Origin of the sequence: Zoogloea ramigera (genome assembly GCF_006539865.1) — a bacterium.
GTDB classification, from domain to species: Bacteria; Pseudomonadota; Gammaproteobacteria; order Burkholderiales; family Rhodocyclaceae; genus Zoogloea; species Zoogloea ramigera.
This window is the reverse complement of the sequence record NZ_BJNV01000045.1, coordinates 28,116-43,870: the sequence shown is the minus strand read 5'-3', so window position 1 is coordinate 43,870 and position 15,755 is coordinate 28,116. Positions and strand designations below refer to the sequence as shown.

General features: G+C 68.5%; 12 protein-coding genes. 7 read left to right on the top strand and 5 right to left on the bottom strand.

The genetic code is table 11. From position 1 onward, the window contains the following. Positions 1–125 precede the first annotated feature (125 nt). Complete coding sequence (gene fabI, locus ZRA01_RS13045; protein WP_141352875.1) at positions 126–917, bottom strand: enoyl-ACP reductase FabI; 792 nt, start codon at positions 915–917, stop codon at positions 126–128. A 283-nt stretch (positions 918–1,200) separates the two neighbouring features. On the opposite strand from fabI, the gene ZRA01_RS13040 reads away from it, so the two are divergent. Next, positions 1,201–1,647, top strand: coding sequence for a ProQ/FINO family protein (locus tag ZRA01_RS13040; protein ID WP_141352873.1), 447 nt, complete (start codon positions 1,201–1,203; stop codon positions 1,645–1,647). Between the two features lie 48 nt (positions 1,648–1,695). Here ZRA01_RS13040 and ZRA01_RS13035 read toward each other — a convergent pair whose 3' ends face one another. After that, positions 1,696–2,760 carry a DNA-binding protein gene (locus ZRA01_RS13035; RefSeq protein WP_170182977.1) on the bottom strand — a complete coding sequence of 355 codons (1,065 nt, stop codon included), beginning with the start codon at positions 2,758–2,760 and terminating at the stop codon, positions 1,696–1,698. A 231-nt stretch (positions 2,761–2,991) separates the two neighbouring features. On the opposite strand from ZRA01_RS13035, the gene ZRA01_RS13030 reads away from it, so the two are divergent. Continuing rightward, positions 2,992–4,347 (top strand): tyrosine-type recombinase/integrase, encoded by a 1,356-nt coding sequence (locus ZRA01_RS13030; RefSeq protein WP_141352869.1) that lies wholly within the window; start codon positions 2,992–2,994, stop codon positions 4,345–4,347. Positions 4,348–4,657: 310 nt separating this feature from the next. Here the strand turns inward: ZRA01_RS13030 and ZRA01_RS13025 are convergent, their stop codons facing one another. Both ZRA01_RS13025 and ZRA01_RS13020 read right to left on the bottom strand, forming a co-directional pair. Continuing rightward, positions 4,658–5,971 (bottom strand): enoyl ACP reductase FabMG family protein, encoded by a 1,314-nt coding sequence (locus tag ZRA01_RS13025; RefSeq protein WP_141352867.1) that lies wholly within the window; start codon positions 5,969–5,971, stop codon positions 4,658–4,660. Positions 5,972–6,104: 133 nt separating this feature from the next. Then, a complete protein-coding gene (locus ZRA01_RS13020) occupies positions 6,105–6,902 on the bottom strand; it encodes an MOSC domain-containing protein (RefSeq protein ID WP_141352865.1) in 798 nt (265 codons plus the stop codon). Positions 6,903–7,009: 107 nt separating this feature from the next. Between ZRA01_RS13020 and ZRA01_RS13015 the strand changes: the two genes are divergently transcribed. The 5 genes from ZRA01_RS13015 (at position 7,010) to ZRA01_RS12995 (ending at position 13,501) form a co-directional block, all read left to right on the top strand. After that, entirely contained in the window at positions 7,010–7,258 is a 249-nt protein-coding gene (locus tag ZRA01_RS13015) for a hypothetical protein (RefSeq protein ID WP_141352863.1), read from the top strand. Between the two features lie 22 nt (positions 7,259–7,280). Then, positions 7,281–7,607: a hypothetical protein gene (locus ZRA01_RS13010; protein ID WP_141352861.1), complete on the top strand. Its 327-nt coding sequence runs from the start codon at positions 7,281–7,283 to the stop codon at positions 7,605–7,607. Further along, positions 7,604–9,448 carry a S8 family peptidase gene (locus ZRA01_RS13005; RefSeq protein WP_141352859.1) on the top strand — a complete coding sequence of 615 codons (1,845 nt, stop codon included), beginning with the start codon at positions 7,604–7,606 and terminating at the stop codon, positions 9,446–9,448. The genes ZRA01_RS13010 and ZRA01_RS13005 overlap by 4 nt, the downstream gene beginning before the upstream one ends. Positions 9,449–9,559: 111 nt before the next feature. Then, a complete protein-coding gene (locus tag ZRA01_RS13000; protein WP_141352857.1) occupies positions 9,560–12,712 on the top strand; it encodes an error-prone DNA polymerase in 3,153 nt (1,050 codons plus the stop codon). 147 nt (positions 12,713–12,859) lie between these two features. Further along, on the top strand, positions 12,860–13,501 hold the full coding sequence (locus tag ZRA01_RS12995) for a DUF4136 domain-containing protein (RefSeq protein WP_141352855.1): 642 nt from the start codon (positions 12,860–12,862) through the stop codon (positions 13,499–13,501). 61 nt (positions 13,502–13,562) lie between these two features. Here ZRA01_RS12995 and ZRA01_RS12990 read toward each other — a convergent pair whose 3' ends face one another. Further along, on the bottom strand, positions 13,563–15,749 hold the full coding sequence (locus tag ZRA01_RS12990; protein ID WP_141352853.1) for an ABC transporter substrate-binding protein: 2,187 nt from the start codon (positions 15,747–15,749) through the stop codon (positions 13,563–13,565). Positions 15,750–15,755: the final 6 nt, after the last annotated feature.

The window sequence follows — 15,755 nt, the reverse complement described above, 5'->3', positions numbered from 1 at the left end:
GGCCGACGGGTGGATCTGCGTTGCTCCACCCGCGCTTGCGTGGTGGCAGTCGAAGTGGGCCCAAACGCACCACGCGCAACAAAAAGCCCTTGTTTCCAAGGGCTTTTTGCGAGGCGCGGAAAACTTCAGGCCTGGTCCGGGTTGCCCAGCGCCGTGATGTTGAAACCCGCATCCACGTACATGATCTCGCCGGTCACGCCGCTGGCGAGGTCGGAGCACAGAAAGGCCGCCGTGTTGCCAACCTCGTCGATCGTGACGTTGCGGCGGAGCGGGGCGTTGTGCTCGTTGAAAGCCAGCAGCTTGCCGAAGCTGCCGATGCCAGACGCCGCGAGGGTCTTGATCGGGCCGGCCGAAATGGCATTGACCCGGGTGCCCTCGGGCCCCAGGCTAACCGCCGCATAACGCACGGCGGCCTCCAGGCTGGCCTTGGCCATCCCCATGATGTTGTAGTTAGGCATCGTCCGCACTGCGCCCAGATAGGTCATGGTCAGCAGCGAGCCGTTGCGGCCCTTCATCATCGGGCGTGCAGCCCTGGCGAGGGCCACGAAGCTGTAGGCGCTGATGTCCTGCGACGTGCGGAAGGCCTCACGGGACGCCCCCTCGAGGAAATCCCCCTCAAGGGCTTCGCCGGGCGCAAAGGCGATGGAATGCACCAGCCCGTCCAGGCCGTCCCAGTGCTGGCCCAGCCTGTCGAACAGGGCGGTGATTTCCTCGTCGTGCTGCACATCGCAGGGGAAAACCAGTGAACTGCCGAACTCGGCGGCCATCTTGGTGACACGCTCTTCGAAGCGATCGTTCTGATAGGTGAAGGCCAGTTCCGCACCCTCGCGTTGCATCGCCTTGGCGACGCCGTAAGAGATCGAGCGGTTGGAGAGCAATCCGGTGATCAGGATGCGTTTGCCGGCGAGAAAGCCCATCAAGGTGCCTCCATTGAGATAGGCCGAGGATTATAGCGGATGGCTCGCCGCTTGCAGCTTCAGCGTGCCCCCGGAGCCGGGCTCCGCCCAGCCCGCCCCCCGTGGGGGTAAGGAAACTTGGGGCGGCCCTGCGTTTCCTTGAGAGCCGTTGCGACACACTGCCAGCAGCAGCACATGCAGATATTTCACGCATGCAAGCGCCTACATTGTGACATCCGCTTTACGACGAAGCCCGCTCGGAGTGCTAACATCCCAGCCCTCGCAAGCTTGAAGCAACTTACCGATGGACAACACCACCCCCAATCAGACCGCCCCTGCCGAGATCCGGAGCGCCAAAGAAATGCTCAAGGTCCTGCGCGCGGCTTTCCCGGTTTTCGCGGAGTTCAAGCCGCTGGCCATCGGTATCGACAAGCAGGTGATGGCGATCCACCCCGAGTTCGAAAAGAAACTGCTGCGGCCAGCCATGGGCTTCCACACCCGGTCGATCTCCTACCTCAAGGCCATGCAGAACGCCTCGAACCGTTTCAATCTCGACGGCACGCCCGCCGACCCGGTGACGGCCGAGCAGCGGGACCACGCCGCCCAGCAGCTGCGCGAACACTTCAAGGCCGGCGCCGAAAAGCGCCGGGCCGAAAAGGCGGCTGCCGAAGCCGCCGCGGCTGAAGCCGCCGCCGAAGCCGAGCGCACCCGCAAGCTCGAGGCCCTGGCCAGCAAGTTCGGCCGCAAGTAAGCGAAACTCCAGGCTTCCCGCAAAGGCCTGCAGCCCTCCCGCTGAAACTCACGCTCCACCCTCAGGAGCGTCGGGCCCCGCGGCCGCAGGCAGGGGGGAGGGGGCTGCGGGCGGTTTAAGCATGAGCGCCTGGAGGCGCTCTTCAGCGGCCACGGCCCGTTGTGACTCCCGGCCCAGCTGCTGCATGAGCATGGAGATCTGCGTCTCCTGCCCGCCAAGCCTGGCCGCATCCGCAACCTGCCGGGCCCGCAGCCGGGTCAGCTCGTCCTCCAGCCCAGCCGACCGACGCTCGGCCGCGGCCACTGTCTCCTCGAGTTGCTGCCGGCTCGCCGCGAGCGCTGAAGCGCGCTGCTCCGCCTCTTGGTTCTTTTGCCGTTGGCTCACCAGTACGCCATCCAGCTTCGCCACCCGCTGCCGCAACTCTTCCACCGCCGCCATGTGATCCTGGCGTAGGCTGTCGGTCTGGCGCATCAGAAGTTCGCGCTCACCGCCGGCTCTTTCCTGCTCCAGGCGGATCTCCTCCAGCAAGCGCTGACGCTCGGCCGCGGCCTCGTCGGCCAGTCGCGTGACTTGCTGCGCGTGCTCGGCCCGCAGGGCTTCCAGGCCCGCCGCCGCTTCGGCGAGGCGGGCTTCCTGCAGCGCACGCTGCCCGATCAGGTCGGAGATCATGTTCTGCCGGCCTTCCGCCGCTGCCTCGAGAGACCTGATCTCCGCCGCGAGACGTGCGCTTTCGGCTTGCTCGGTGCGCAGCTTGCCGAGGGCGTCATCTGCCACGCGGGCGGCCTCCTGCGCCTCTGCGGCAAGCACCCGCGCCCGCTCCTCGAAACTCGATCTCTGGCTCTCGGCCGAGGCGTTTGCGGCCTCGGCCGAGAGCGCCAGCAGGCCATCGAACAGGCTCCGGGCCTTCAGCTGCAAGGCCTCCGGCCATTCCCCAAAAAGCGGATCACGCTCCAGCGCCTGGCTGAGCACCTGGGCCTCCCGCCACTGCCGGATGTAGGCCGACACGATGCGCGTGGAGCCTTTGCCCAGACGCTGATGCACCTTCAGGTAGGTCGGGCTCTCGCCGCCGGCGGCCAGGTGATTGCAGACATCCTCGACCATCTCGTAAGTCACGGCACTCGCCATGGCCAGCCCTTTCCGTCGGTATTTTGCCCGATCCGCGACATGCGGAACTTTACGTTGCTATCGTTTCATATATTGCGCCATTGCGCAATTTTGTTGCGTTTTACTATTAATAATGGCGAGTTTGTTTGTTATCGTTACAATTAGCCATCTTGAGCTTTACTTCAGTTAAATCAGCTCAGTCACATGGAGGGCAGGGGCGCGATGAGCAAGGATTTACCCGTGAAAGCTTCATTCAGCAGTGCAGGCAATGCGCTGCCGCCTGTACCGGCGCACCTCCAGGGCGTGCCGGGCACGCAGCGGGCCGTGAGTTCAGCCAACGCCCTCGGCGTGGACAGCGACCACGAGGCGATCGTCGTCTGGCTGAACACCCGGGCCAAGAACGCCCACACCCGCAAGGCCTACCTGCAGGAGCTGCGGCGCTTCATGGCCTTCATGCTCTATCTCCGCGGCCGGCCGGTGTCGAGTGCCACGCTGGGCGATCTGGAGGCGTTCCGGGTGTGGCTCGCCGTGCCTTATCTGCCGGCGGAGGGCTGGCCGGCGGATTTCATGCCCTTCAAGCCGGACGGCGCTGCAGGCGACGGGCAGACGCCACGCTTGCGCGGGCTCTCGATCGGCAGCCGTCGCCGGGCCGACACGACGATCCGCAGCTTCTTCCGTTTTCTACACGAGGGCGGCTACCTGGCCGCCAACCCCTGCATGAAGCTCGGCAGGCTCACCGGCGAGGAGATCTCCCACGACGAGCTCGAAAAGCTGCAACTGAGCCCGGAGCGCTACGCGCGCCAGCGCCGCCAGGAGGCCATCGCCCTCGACAACCAGGACCAGGGCAAGGCGTTCTCGATCGCCCTGTGGCGCTGGCTCCGCGGCTTCCTCGATTCCGATGAAAACACCTGGCAGATTCCCGACTCACCGGGCCTGGCCAACGACCCAACAGAGCCGGGGCAGGCCCGCTGCTGGCCCCAGGAGCGTCGCGAGCGCCTGCGCTGCATCCTGCTGTTCGGCTACGCAGCGGCCAGCCGCCGGGCGGAGCTCACCGAGACGATGATGAACGCCATCGTCCGGAGCGGGCAGCGCTGGGTCTGGAAGGTGATCGGCAAGGGCAGGACGGCTACCGACGGCCCCGACCGTGTCACGCTAGACGATCAGGCGCTCGACGCGCTCATCCGCTATCGGCTCGCCCGCGGCCTGCCGGGCCATCCATCGCCCGACGAGGGCCAGACACCGCTGATCGCCAAGCTCACCCCCAAGCGCGTGCGCCCCAACCATGCGCTGAAAACCGGCCAAGGCGTGACGGCCGGCTACCTGAACACCGAACTGCAGCGTTTCTTCAGCTACGCCGCGCCGTTTGCCGCCAGGCAGAACCCCGACTGGGCGCCCATCCTGCGCCAGGCCGCGTCCCACTGGCTCAGGCACACGCGGGGCAGTCACTTCGCGCTAGGCCAGGTGTCACTGGCGATGACCGCCGAACATCTCCGCCACAAAGACCCGCGGACAACCAGCAAGTACTACGTGCACCTCGACGACGAGGCCCGTGGTGGAGCGATCGATTCGATCTCCAGGCTGCTCGACGAAAACTGAGAAACTGAGCCGGCCAGCCGGGCGACGGCGATTGAGTGAGTTTTGTGGCCGATGCAGTGGGGCGGCGCCTTTTTCCATGCCTCAATTTCTGAAAATAGTAATTTTCAGAACATACAAAAATGGACGCCGAAGGCCCGTTTGCACCCCTTCAAGCCCTCGGCGCCACTCATCGCGCCAGCTTGCCGCCCAGGGGTGCAGGCAGCGCCAAAACCCGGCTTTCGCTGGTCAGCGCTGCCAGACTGCCCGCGCTCCGGCGCCGCGGCAACGGACGAACCCCCGAAGGAGCGTCGCCCGCAGCGCCCGAGCGGGCTCAGGCGTGGAGCTGGTTGAGCTGCCGCGCGATGATGTCGTGGTTGAGCCACAGCACCGGGCCGGCCGGCGCCGACGATTCGCGCAGGATCAGCGGCCCGGTGGCTTCCAGCACCAGGGTGCTGAGCAGATCGGTGATCAGCGCCTTGCGGTCGGTGTGCATCTGGGCGATGTCGTCGGAGGTGCCGATGGTCAGCTCGGCCTGGGCCGGGCTGTTGGGCATCGGCCAGGCGGCGAAGTCGCGGTAGCCCTGCATCACCTCGCTGGCGTGGAAATCGGCGACCTTCTGCAGCACGTCTTCAAGGGTGTGGCCGTCGGCCAGCAGGTCGCGGCAGGCCTGCCACTGGGCATCGGCCCAGGCGCCGCCGCCCTCTTTTTTGAGGGCATGGAGCAGCGAGATCAGCGGCAGCTCGACGCCAGCGAACACGTCGGTGGAGTTGGTGCGGATCTCCGGGCAGTTGTACACCGTGGCCTTGATGCCCTGGGCCCAGGCGTCCTGGGCGATGCGCTCGAGGCGCATCTTGGCGTAGCCTTGGGTGTAGTTGGTGTAGGTCTGCCACTGGTAGGCGCCGCCCTGCAGGATCTCGGTGCCATGGTAGCCATAGGCCGAATAGCGCACCTGGCCGCCAGCGGCCTCGACGCGGGCGCGGATCGCCGCGCTGCCTTCGATGAGGTACTGAAAACTGTTGGCCGACACTTCGTCGAAGTTCTGCAGGATCAGCTTGCCCAGGTCGCTGTCGAGCAGGGTCTGGGACGACATGAAGCGGTCGCCGCGACCCTTGTAGATGCGGTTGGCGATCACCATGAAGACCTTGGCCTTGGGGATGCCGCCCGCCATCGTGTGGGCAAAGAAGACGTTGCGCCCCTCGCCGATCAGGCCGTCGAGCTCGGCCATCACCTGGGCCACGCCGCTCTTGAAGCGCTGGATGCCGACCTGGCGGCATTTCTCGATATGGGCCCAGTCGAGCTTGTCGGCCTCCCAGCTTTTCAGGGTCAGGCTGCCGAGGAGATCGGTGGGCGTGGGCTCGCCGGCCGGGGCGTCGAGATCGAAGCCGGCCATCAGCGGCACGTTGATGATCTTGCCACCCAGGTTGGCCTCGGCGGCGGCCAGCTCTTCGGCGTTCAGGGGGCGCAGCGCGTTGTTTTCGTCGCGGCGGCCAACGGTGATGCCGACGATCTCCATGCCGGCCTTCCGCGCTTCGCCGACGAGGCCGCTGGCGTAGCCGCGCCCGAAGAGCTCGCCGAACAGCACGAACACGTCGCCCTTGCGAAAGATGTTGGTTTGCGGAAGTTGATTCAGGGAGGTGATAGTCATGAGCTTCTTTGGCCTGGGTTGAACGGTAAAGTAGCCGCGATTCTATCCAGTTCGGCCCGCCCCGCCCAAATTTGGACGGCGGCGGCGCTGGATGTCGGGCGTGCGGCGTAGCCCTGCCGGTTCATTCAGGCGCTCAATCGAGCACTTCAACCGGCATTCCCACCACCAGCTCGGTCTCGCCCTCGGCGATCACGTTCTGCCCGAAGAGCACGCCATCCGGCGCCTTGCGGAACTTCGCCAGGGTGCGCAGCGGCTCCTGGTCGAGGGCCTTGTGGCCGGTGTCGGGGTCGACGGTGGTGAACACGCAGCGCTCGCAGGGCTTGGCAATGCGGAAGATGGCCCCACCGATGCGGATGCGCTTCCAGCTGTCCTCGGCGAAGGCCTCGGCACCGGAGACGACCAGATTGGGCCGAAAACGAGCCATCGCCAGCGGCCGGCCGAGGCGCGCCGACAGCGCGTCGAGCGAGGCCTGGCCGATCAGCAGCAGCGGATAGCCATCGGCAAAGGTAAGGGGGACGTCGCTGTCGGTTTTTACCCGGCGCGCGGTGGCTGCTCCGATCCACATGAAGCGCAGACGGCTGCCCAGGTAGGCTGAGACCCACGCATCAGCCGCCGCAGCGCCCCGCCAGGCCGGAAACTCGCTGCCCCAGACCGTCGTCGGCCAGGCCTCGGTGAAGGCACTGTTGGGCACGAACAGCTCGTCACGCCCGGGCGCACTGAGGGTGACACCCGCCGGCCCCGGCCGGGCGGACACCAGCACCAGCTCGGGATGCGTCCGCCCGGTCACGAAACGGCCACCTTCGTCGGCCACCATCCACATTCGATCGTAGGGCAAGCCGTGGGGCCCCACCGGGCTGGCATCGAGGGACTCGCCGCGCATGGACTTGACCGGATAACGGTAAAGGGCAGAAAGAACAGGAACAGCAGACATGGGGGCCTCGCAGGTCGAACTCGGTGGGATCACAGGGCGTGAAAGGGATTATCCTTCCACAATTGAACCCCGAGCAAACTCCCCTGCCCACCCAACCTGGACCGACGATGAATTACGAACAGCACCTGGACGAAGTCACCACCCTTATTTTCGAACGCTTCGGCCTGAGCGAAGACGCTTCGGTGAAGCTGGTGATGCGTGCCCAGGCCGACGGCTATTTCAGCGAACACGACGACGACCCCTCGCTCTGCACCCAGCTGCGCGCAGAGCAGGACGCCAAGCGTGTCTTCAAGCTCTATTCCAAGCCGGCCCCCGCCGCCGCCCCGAAGCCTGCCCGCCGCGGCCCGCCGCGCTGAGCGTCCGCCCCGAAGGCCCGGCGTGACGCCCACCGGCCGCCTCCTGCTGGTCGCCGCCAGCCTGGTGGGCGCCCAGGCCTGCGCCACGGCGCCCGCGCCCGCCGCTCCGGTGCAGGTCATCATCGGCTTCACCGAGCCCGTCGATGGCGCCGCGCCGGCCACCCTCGCCCGGCTTGCCGCGGCCAGTGGCGCAGAATTCGCCTTTGTGTCGTCCCTCTCGCCCCGCAGCCACGTTTACCGGCTGCGCTGCCCGGCAAGTGACCCCGGCTGCGGGCGCGCCCTCGCCGCACTCAAGGCCCAGCCTTCCGTCGACTACCTGAGCCCCGACACCCTGAAGGATTCGCGATGACCCACCGCTATGCCCTTTGCGCAGCCATTCTCGGCCTCGGCGCCCTGCTCTCCTCCCCTGCCCCCGCGGCCGATCTCGAAGCCCGGGTGATCGTCAAGCTCAAGGCCGCGTCGCCCCTCAAGCAGGCCCAGGCGGCCAGCCGGGTGCGGAGCCTTGGCGCACGCCTGGGCGTCAGCGCCAGAATGCTCGGCCAGCCGGCCCCCGACCTGCAGGTGATGCAGGCCAGCGGGATCAGCTCCGAAGCCCTCGCCGCCCGCCTTGCCCAGCAGGCCGACGTGGAATACGCGGTGCCCGACCGCATCAAGACCATCCGCGCTCTGCCCACCGACCCGCTGCTGGGCAACCAGTGGTATCTGCAGGCGCCCGGCATCACCCAACCGGCGGCCATCGACGCCGTCGGAGCCTGGAGCCTCACCGGCGGCAGCGCCAGCGTGGTGGTCGCCGTCGTGGACACCGGCGTGCGCTTCGACCATGAAGACCTCGCCGCACCCCTGCTCCCGGGCTACGACTTCATCGCGGACGGCCTCAACTCCGGCGACGGTGACAGCGACCGCGACGCCGACGCCTCTGACCCCGGCGACTACCTCTCCAGCGCCGATCTCGCCAACGCGACCCTGCGCAGCATGTGCGGCACCTCGGACACCCATGCCAGCTCATGGCACGGCACCCAGGTAGCCGGGATCGTCGCGGCCCAGGCCAACAACGGGCTGGGCATCGCCGGCGTCGGCGGCGCCACCCGCGTGCTGCCGGTGCGTGTGCTGGGCAAATGCGGCGGCTTCGACTCCGACATCATCGCCGGCATGCGCTGGGCCGCCGGGCTCACGGTGCCCGGCGTGCCCGCCAACCCCAACCCGGCCCGGGTCATCAACCTGAGCCTGGCCGGCGGTAGCGGCTGCAGCAGCGCCTACGCAAGCGCCATCGCCGAGATCCGCCAGGCAGGCGCACTGATCGTGGCCGCCGCCGGCAACGAGACCAGCCCGGTCGAAGAGCCCGCCAGCTGTGCCGGCGTGCTGGCCGTCGCCGGCATCCGCCACACGGGCACCAAGGTGGGCTACTCGAGCTACGGGCCGGAAGTCGGCATCAGCGCGCCGGCGGGCAACTGCGTGAATATCCTCAGCGGCCAGCCCTGCCTGTTCCCCTTCGTCAATGCCATCAACTTCGGCTCGACCACACCGGGCAGCAACGGCTACACGGGCATCAACGACATCACCATCGGCACCAGCTTCGCGGTGCCCCTGGTAGCGGGCACAGCCGCGCTGATGATCGCGGCCAACCCCGGGCTCGATGAAGCCGAGATCGCCAGCCGCATCAAGCGCAGTGCCCGCACTTTCCCGGTCGACAGCAACCTGCCGATCTGCCCGGCTATCGACGGCGATGGCCAGTGCAATTGCACCACCATCACCTGCGGCGCCGGGATGCTCAACGCCAGCGCCGCAGTGGCCGCAGCCATCGATGCCGGGGCGCAGAATCCATCCGTCGTCATCAGCGTGCCCGCATCACCGCGGGCCGGCACCGCCTTCACCCTGGGTTCCGAACAAAGCCAGGCGGCCCCCGGCGCCGGGCTGAGCACCTGGGAGTGGTCCCAGTTGAGCGGCCCCGCCGGCACGCTGGGCTCCAACACCCCCAGCACCACCTTCACGGCACCGGCAGCCGGCACCTACATTCTGCGGCTCACGGTAACGGACAGCGCCGGCCGAGCCGGTGTGCAGGATGTTTCCATCGTCGTCCAGGCCGCCCCCAGCAGCTCGGGCGGCGGTGGCGGCGGTGCAACCGACCTCGCCAGCCTGGCCACCCTGCTCGCCCTGGCCCTGCTGGCTGCCGGTCGCCGCCTGCTGCGTTAGCAGGCCTGCGGGGGCCTCACCGGGACGAGGCCCCCACCGTACTGCGGGTGTCCCGGGCATCCCGAGCAGGCCGCGCTTGATTTGGTGACTGTTTATTTATACAGTCAACCCATGCCCAATGCCGGTTCGCCCCCCCCTCCGCCGCCCTTTGCCGAGCTCTACTGCCGCTCCTGCTTCAGCTTCCTCACCGGCGCCTCACACCCGGATGAGCTGCTCACCCAGGCGGCCAGCCTCGGCTACACCGCGCTGGCCATCACCGACGAATGTTCGCTGGCCGGCATGGTGCGGGCCTACGCGGCGTGGCAACAACAGCAGGGTGCGATTCAGCTGATCGTCGGCACCCACCTCCAGCTGGCAGACGGCCCCTGGCTGGTGCTGCTGGCCACCGATCGCAGCTCTTACGGCCGCCTCTCCAGCCTCATCACCCGCGGCCGCCGGGCCGCCGAAAAAGGCAGCTACCACCTCACCCGCGCCGACCTCGACGCCGGCCTGCCCGGCTGCCTGGCCCTGCTGCTGCCCCCGGGCGACGTGGCCTGCAATCCGCAGCAACTGGCCGACGACGCCGACTGGCTGGCCCGGCGCTTCCCCGGCGCCGCCTGGCTGGCCGCCCCGCTCCTGCTCGGCCCCGACGACACCACCCGCCGCCGGCACATCGCCGCGGCCGCCGCCGGTGCCGGCATCCCGGTGGTCGCCACCGGTGCGCCGCTGATGCACGACGCCTCCCGCCGCCGCCTGGCCGACGTGCTCACCGCCCTGCGCCACCGGGTCAGCCTCGACGAAGCCGGCACCCTCCTCGCCGCCAACGCCGAGCAGCGCCTGCAGCCGCGCAGCGTGCTGGCCCGCCGCCATCCGCCCGAATGGCTGGCCGAGAGCCTGGCCATCGCCGCCCGCTGCCACTTCTCGCCCGGCGAGCTGCGCTACGAATACCCCGAAGAGATCGTCCCGCCGGGCCTCACCCCCAGCGCCCACCTGCGCGCCCTGGTCGGCCAGGGCCTGCGTCGGCGCTACCCGCCGGGGGCCGACGGCAGCGGGCGGATTCCCACCGCAGTCCGTGAGCAGGCCCTCAAGGAACTCGCCCTGATCGCCGAGCTGCGCTACGAGGCCTTCTTCCTCACCGTCGAAGACATCGTCCGCTTCGCCCGCAGCCGCGGCATCCTGTGCCAGGGCCGGGGCTCGGCTGCCAACTCAGTGGTGTGCTACGCGCTGGGGATCACCGAGGTCGACCCGGGTGAGGCCCGCCTGCTCTTCGAGCGCTTCATCTCCCGGGAGCGCAACGAGCCCCCCGACATCGACGTCGATTTCGAGCACGACCGGCGCGAGGAAGTCATCCAGTACATCTACACCAAATACGGCCGCAGCCGGGCCGCCCTGGCCGCCACCGTGATCCGCTACCGCCCCCGTAGCGCGCTGCGCGACGTGGGCCGGGCGCTGGGCTTCGACCCCGGCCAGCTCGACCACCTCTCCCGCCGGCTGGCCTGGTGGGACGGGCTCCAGGTGGCTGCCGAGCGGGTGCGCGAAGCCGGCCTCGACCCGGACAGCCCGCGGGTGCGGATGCTCCTCGAGCTCGCCAACCAGCTGGTCGGCTTTCCCCGCCATTTGTCCCAGCACGTGGGCGGCTTCATCATCTCCCGCGGGCCGCTGGCCGAGCTCGTGCCCGTCGAAAACGCCGCGATGGCCGAGCGCACCGTCATCCAGTGGGACAAGGACGATCTTGAAACCCTCGGCCTGCTCAAGGTCGACGTGCTGGCCCTGGGCATGTTGTCGGCGATCCGCCGCAGCCTGGCCCTGGTGTCCCAGCAGCGCGGCCAGCCCTTCACGATGGCCGACATCCCCCGCGAACACCCCGCGGTTTACGCCATGCTGTGCCAGGCCGACGCAATGGGCGTGTTCCAGGTCGAATCCCGCGCCCAGATGAGCATGCTGCCGCGCCTCCGGCCACGCTGCTACTACGACCTGGTGGTGGAAGTGGCCATCGTACGGCCCGGGCCGATCCAGGGCGGCATGGTCCATCCCTACCTGCAGGCGCGGGAAAAGCTCACCCGCCACGAGCCCATCCGCTACCCCCGGCCCGAGATCGAGCCCGTGCTCAGCCGCACCCACGGCGTGCCGATTTTCCAGGAGCAGGTGATGCAGCTGGCCGTGGTCGCCGCCGGCTTCACCCCCGGCGAGGCCGACCAGCTGCGCCGCAGCATGGGCGCCTGGAGCCGCAAGGGCGACCTGCAGCGCTACCAGAACCAACTGATGGCCGGCATGCTGGCCCGCGGCTACGCCCGGGAGTTCGCCGAAGCCCTGTGCCAGCAGATCCAGGGTTTCGGCAGCTACGGCTTTCCGGAATCCCACGCCGCCAGCTTCGCGCTGCTGGTGTATGTGTCGGCCTGGCTCAAGCGCTTCGAGCCGGCGGCCTTTTTATGCGGCCTCCTCAACAGCCAGCCGATGGGCTTCTACGGCCCGTCCCAGCTGATCCAGGACGCCCGCCGCCATCAGGTCGAAGTCCTGCCCGCCGATGCCGCCGCCAGCGACTGGGAATGCAGCCTCGAAGCCCGCCCCGGCGAGCGCCCGCCCGCCGCGCGCCTTGGCCTGCGCCTCGTCAAGGGCTTCAATGCCGCCGCCGCCGAGCGCATCAGCCGGGCCCGCCAACGCGCGCCCTTCGGCTCGGTGGACGACCTCGCCCGCCGCGCCGGCCTGTCGACTGCCGAGCTGCGTACCCTCGCCTCGGCCGGCGCGCTGGCCAGCCTGGCCGGCCACCGGCGCCAGGCCTTATGGGCCGCCGCCGGCAGCCAGGCGCCCCCCGGCATGCTCCACGACGCCCCGGTCGCCGACCCGCCCCCGCCCCTGCCGCCCCCCGGCGAAACCCACGACCTCGTCGCCGATTACGCCCGCCTGGGTTTCAGCCTCGGCCGCCATCCGCTGGTGTTTTTACGCGCCCAGCTGGGTGCCGAGCGCTTCCTGAGCGCCGCCGACATCGCTGCGGCCGACGACCGCAAGCTGGCCCGCGCCGCCGGCATCGTCACCTGCCGGCAGCGGCCCGGCACCGCCAGGGGTACCATGTTTGTCACCCTCGAAGACGAGACCGGCTGGGTGAACGTGGTGGTGCGGCCGGAGCTCCTCGAGGCCGAGCGGCACATCCTGCTCGGCGCCCGCCTGCTGGGCGTCTATGGGCAGATCACCCGCCAGGGGAGTGTCGTGCATCTGCACGCCAAACGGGTCGTCGACCGCAGCCCCCTGCTCGGCCAGCTGGCCACCCACAGCCGGGATTTCCACTGAGTGCCCCCAAACAGGGCTTCGCTCGGCCCGCCCCACCATGGCAGTCAAAGAAAACCTGGGGCGGCCCTGCGTTTAGTTGGGACGGCGGGAATCCCGGGCCGGCCGCAAGGTCTGACCAGACAAGCCGTCCCCGCCAAGGAGCACACCATGCCACACCGCCTGATCCTCACGCTGCTCGCCGCACTCTTCCTCCTCGCCGGCTGCGGCGGCATGTCGACCATCAAGACCAGCTGGCGTGACGGCGCCGACACCGCCGGCCCTCCGCGCAAGCTCGCCGTCTTCGTCGCCGTGAAGGACGACAACCTGCGCCGGATGGCCGAGAACCGGGTGGCTCAGAGCCTGCAGCCGAGCCTCGCGGCCCAGGCGGCCCACCAGCTGGGCCTTGAGGCGCAGCTCGACACCCCCGAGGTGCGCACCCGCCTCACCGAGGCCGGCTTCGACGCCGCCCTGCTCGCCCGCCTGGTGTCGGTGGACAAGACCCAGAGCCTCGTCCCGCCCCAGCCCCCGTTCCTGCCCGAGCCTTTCCTGTGGCGCCGGGGGCCTTACCCGTACTTCAGCCCCTTCTACCCGTTTCACCCCTTCTATCCGTATGCCTACACGACGCCCCAGGTGATCGAGGACACCCGGGTGATTGTCGAAACCCTGCTCTACCGCCTGCCCGAAGGCAAACCGGTGTGGTCGGCCGTGAGCGAATCCTTCAACCCCGCCTCATCCAGCGAGGTGGTCGAAGACCTGATCCAGTTGATCGGCAAACGCCTGCGCGACGAAGGCCTGCTGCCCGGGCGTTGAGACTGACGCTCACGCTGGGCAACAGGCCTTCAGGGATTCATTCGCCGGGTGCTGGAGCGGCTCAGCCGCCGTCCCCCCCGGCCTGCTCCCGGCGCCGGTAGTGCATTACCGCCGGCGCCACCACCAAGGCGCCGAGCAGCCCGACAAGCACGAGCGGCCACAGGATGGGCCGGTTCCATTCGGCCCGCAGGCGCTCCCGTTGGGCCAGGTCGATGCGCTGATATTTGAGGGTGTTGCGGACGATCTTGCCCGGCTTGCGGTTGTACAGCCAGCCGTGCTGGAGCGTGTAGGCTTTTTCGTAGAAGCCCCACACCCACGGCGCGTCGTGCTGAAGGATGGCCAGCATGCGCTCGGTGATGGCCTGCCGCGCGGGGCTGTCGGGCATCGCCTTCATCTGCTCGAAGAGCCGGTCGTATTCGGCGTTCTGGTAGTTGGCGGCGTTTTCGCCCTGGCTCTTCACCTTGCCCTGGGCGCCGTAGAGCAGGAACAGGAAGTTCTCCGGGTCGGGGTAGTCGGCGTTCCAGCCCCAATAAAAGAGCTGGGCGTTGCCCTTGCGGATCTTGTCCTGGAAGCGGTTGTAGTCGGTGGCGCGCACGACCAGCTGCACATCGAGCTTGCGGAACTGCTTGGCGAGCCAGTCGACGGTGGATTTGTCCCCCATGCCCGAGCCGGTGGTATCGAGATACACCACCAGCGGCTCGCCGCTCTTCGCGTCGCGCCCGCCGGGGTAGCCCGCCTCGGCGAGCAAGCGGCGGGCTTCGTCCACGGGCTTGCGCTGGGGCTTGCCGTCGGCCCAGTCGTAAACAAAAGGGTTGATCCCCGCCTCGCCGGCCCGGTAGCCGGCGATGCCCGGCGGGATCGGGTGCATGGCCGGCACGCCGCGACCGTTCTGGAACACCGAGATGAACTCTTCCTGGTCGATGGCGATCGAGATCGCCAGCCGAAGCTTGCGGGCCCGCTCGCTCGCGCCGCCCACCACCGGGTCGAGCATGTTGAAGCCCATGTACATCACCGTCGGCGCCACCGAGGTGTTGAGCCGGATGCCCTTGGCGGCCATCTCGTCGCTCAGGCTCACGTCGCCCTGCCCGCCCATCTGCACCGCCTGGTCGAAGTTGTCGGACGACACGCCAGAGGCGTCGTAGTAACCCTGCAGAAACTTGTTCCAGGCCGGGATGCTCTCCTTCTCGCGGCTGAACACCACCTTGTCGATGAAGGGGATCGGCTTGCCGCAGTCGGCCAGCAGGCCCGCCGCCTGGTCGTCGGGCTCGCCCTCGCAGGGGTAGCGCTCGCCCCGGAAATTGGGGTTGCGGGCCAGCACCATGCGGGCGTTGGGGTTGTTCTCGACGAGCATGTAGGGGCCGGTGCCGATGGGCCACCAGTCTAGGCTCAAGTTGCGCTCGGCCATCCCCGGCTGGGCGAAGAAGCGCTCGGCCTCGACGGGCATCGGCGCGAAAAAGGGCATCGCCAGCCAGTAGGGAAACTGCGGGTAGGTGCCCTTGATGTGCACCCGGTAGGTGTAGCGATCGACCAGCTCGACCCCCGCCATCGGGTAGTTGCGCAGGTCGATCCAGCCGCCGCCCTCGCCCTTCGCGCTGCGCGTCTTCTCGTCGGCCAGCAGGCGGGCGTGCAGGTCTTTCAGGCCGACGATGTAGTCGCCCATCAGCTCGAGCACCGGGGAATGCAGGCGCGGGTGCGCCAGGCGCTTGATCTGGTAGACGTAGTCCTCGGCGGTGAGCTCCCGGGTGCCGGTGTGGGGGAAGTCGGCGAGGCTGCGCTTGGTTGCGACCACCTCGAGCGGCAGGTCGAGGTACACCGGCTTGCCCGCAGCATCCAGGGCGAAGGCCGGGTGGGGCTGGTAACGGATGCCGGGCCGGATGCGGATCTCGTACTCGCTGCGGGCGATCGTCGCCGGGTCGGCCCCGGCGGGCAGCAGCTTGCCGGCGGCGTCGAACTGGCGCAGCGTGGGCATCTCTGCCGCGGCGGCCACCTGGAGCTGGAAGGGGCGCTTCAGGTAGTGGTACTGCAGCGGCGGCTCGTAGATCTGGTACAGGAAGGTCGCCTCGTCCTCGCTGTAGGACTGCACCGGGTCGAGGTGCTTGGGGCGCTGGCTGAAAGCGGTGTACAGGATGTTGCCGCCCCGCTCTGCCGCGGGGTACGGGTCGTTCCACACCTGGCCGCAGCCGCTGAGCAAGGCCGCCGCCAGGAGAGCCGCCAGGCGTTGGATCGTCGGAGAAGTGATTGCGCGCATGGCGCC

Bases quoted from the DNA above. Each gene is read 5' to 3' on its own strand.
- ZRA01_RS12995 (WP_141352855.1), top strand. From the start codon at position 12,860: ATGCCACACCGCCTGATCCTCACGCTGCTCGCCGCACTCTTCCTCCTC.
- ZRA01_RS13040 (WP_141352873.1), top strand. From the start codon at position 1,201: ATGGACAACACCACCCCCAATCAGACCGCCCCTGCCGAGATCCGGAGC.
- ZRA01_RS13000 (WP_141352857.1), top strand. From the start codon at position 9,560: ATGCCCAATGCCGGTTCGCCCCCCCCTCCGCCGCCCTTTGCCGAGCTC.
- ZRA01_RS13025 (WP_141352867.1), bottom strand. From the start codon at position 5,971: ATGACTATCACCTCCCTGAATCAACTTCCGCAAACCAACATCTTTCGC.
- ZRA01_RS13005 (WP_141352859.1), top strand. From the start codon at position 7,604: ATGACCCACCGCTATGCCCTTTGCGCAGCCATTCTCGGCCTCGGCGCC.
- ZRA01_RS12990 (WP_141352853.1), bottom strand. From the start codon at position 15,749: ATGCGCGCAATCACTTCTCCGACGATCCAACGCCTGGCGGCTCTCCTG.
- fabI (WP_141352875.1), bottom strand. From the start codon at position 917: ATGGGCTTTCTCGCCGGCAAACGCATCCTGATCACCGGATTGCTCTCC.
- ZRA01_RS13020 (WP_141352865.1), bottom strand. From the start codon at position 6,902: ATGTCTGCTGTTCCTGTTCTTTCTGCCCTTTACCGTTATCCGGTCAAG.
- ZRA01_RS13015 (WP_141352863.1), top strand. From the start codon at position 7,010: ATGAATTACGAACAGCACCTGGACGAAGTCACCACCCTTATTTTCGAA.